Here is a 1,912-nt window from a genome sequence, read left to right on the forward strand (position 1 = left end):
AGAAATCTTTATCTTAAAAATCGTATAACTTCGTATAATGTATGCTATACGAAGTTATTACGTTCATGATTATGATACTGTGTTAAGGATCAAGGATTATGTTTAGAGTTTGAGGGTTAAAAGTTGTTTTATGTTTAAGGACTCCAAAGCATATGTGAAAAAGCTTTCTCATATTTGGCCTTCAAGTCGACTCCCTTACCTCAAAGTTGCAACAGGATTATCAGAACCGTATGACTTTTTCTTATGAAAGTTTAATATAATATTTCTTGCTTTTTAAGGATGGCTTAGTGTAAATATAAATAGCCATATTGGCAATGTTGTAAAAATACACTTTATTGGAGTTTCTCATCATGGTCTCTCTCAACCTTCCTAAAAATGCTCTTCTGATGACATTAAGCCTTTTATCCTTTACGGCTTCCCAAGCAAGCTACCAAGATTTATTCCAAGAAGCAGAGAGTGAGCATGCTCAGTTCAGCACGAGAGCAAGTTCTATTGATTATGAATGGGATACCGCAAAGATTATTATGACAGTAGGAGCTGCAGGAGTAATCACTTTTGGCATAGGCCCCCGCGTTGCAGATATTACCAACTATCTTGTCCCTAATTTAATTCCATCTTTAAAATGGGCTTATGAACGTTCTGAAATTGCTCCTCTGAGCAAACTTGCTTATGCTAAAACACAACGGTTAAGAGATAAGCTTCCTGAAGTTCCTCCTCTTTTTGCTCCAACCAGTAGCTTGAGTATGCCTCTTTCTGAAGTTGTCCCTTCAGATTTAAATAAGTTTCACATGCATGTGCTTGAGAACCTGGATTATCTTCTCACGAGAGGTATGAAAGACGATACGACTACAAAGTGGGTTAAAAAGCCTCTTTATGGAAAGTTTAAAAGCGCTCAAAAATCATTCATCGATTACATCAATTTCTGTTGTCATAATGAAGATTATTTATTTGGCTATCATTATGAAAATTCTCGTTATGTTGTCGAGATTGAAAAGTTTTTTAATAAAGCTGGCCACAATTATAAACCTAAGAATATTGACTGTAAGAAAGAATTTTATCGCCTTCATCGCTCTTTTAAAGAAGAAGGCCAAAGTGAAACTCCTCAGTATTATGGCGGGGCTCATGAACACATCCATGTTAATGGAGCTTTCAGCAAAGACATCCAGGACCTTGAAGATATAAGCTTTTTCATCCACACTTTTGTCAAAAGCAACAATTTTTCTCGGAAAGCTTTTAAAGCCTTTTTTGAAGAGTTGTTAAATGCTTGGGATGCAAGTCAACCCATGCCAACACCTCATGGCACAACCTCTAGTTCTTCAAGTTCGGCTCATCAAATACAAATAGATCTCAGGGATGAAGCCTCCTCCACTATACTTGCTTACCTTGATAATGAAAGAAAGCATCTGTATTTTCTTTTTCCTACCAAGGCTTCTGAAAATCATAATATCTTGCTCCACTTTAAAGATAAAGTAAGCCATCCTTATACCTTCCTTTATGACAAGGGATTGGAAGAAAGCTCTCCAAGTGAAGAAGAACCTAAACTTGAGAGACAGAAGAAAAATAAAAAAGGGAAGAAAAAAAATCTTAAGGGTGTATAGTATATTATAAATACTAACTTATTAGCTAAAAGAGGATATGAAAATGAATAAAGGTTGGATAACTTACTTATTTATAGGGTTGATATTTTCTTGTTTCCCATTACATGCAAGCTTCAATAAAAGTGGCTACCAACCTTTAAGAAATGAAGAAGAACCGGATATCAAGCCTAAAGCAAAGAAGCGTAATAACTTCGTATAGCATACATTATACGAAGTTATACGATGTTTAAGGACTCCAAAGCATATGTGAAAAAGCTTTCTCATATTTGGCCTTCAAGTCGACTCCCTTACCTCAAAGTTGCAACAGGATGCTC

2 protein-coding genes are annotated in these 1,912 nt (G+C 35.7%); both read left to right on the forward strand.

Annotation, left to right across the window (positions count from 1 at the left end; genetic code table 11):
- The first annotated feature begins 350 nt into the window (after window positions 1-350).
- The gene (locus tag IG80_RS0111085; protein WP_032114100.1) at window positions 351-1,598 is read left to right on the forward strand and encodes a hypothetical protein; all 1,248 of its coding nucleotides are present in this window, start codon (window positions 351-353) and stop codon (window positions 1,596-1,598) included.
- Window positions 1,599-1,641: 43 nt separating this feature from the next.
- Window positions 1,642-1,797, forward strand: coding sequence for a hypothetical protein (locus IG80_RS15915; RefSeq protein ID WP_198027382.1), 156 nt, complete (start codon window positions 1,642-1,644; stop codon window positions 1,795-1,797).
- Window positions 1,798-1,912 lie beyond the last annotated feature (115 nt).

The sequence above is a fragment of the Candidatus Paracaedibacter symbiosus genome, assembly GCF_000757605.1.
Classification (GTDB): domain Bacteria; phylum Pseudomonadota; class Alphaproteobacteria; order Paracaedibacterales; family Paracaedibacteraceae; genus Paracaedibacter_A; species Paracaedibacter_A symbiosus.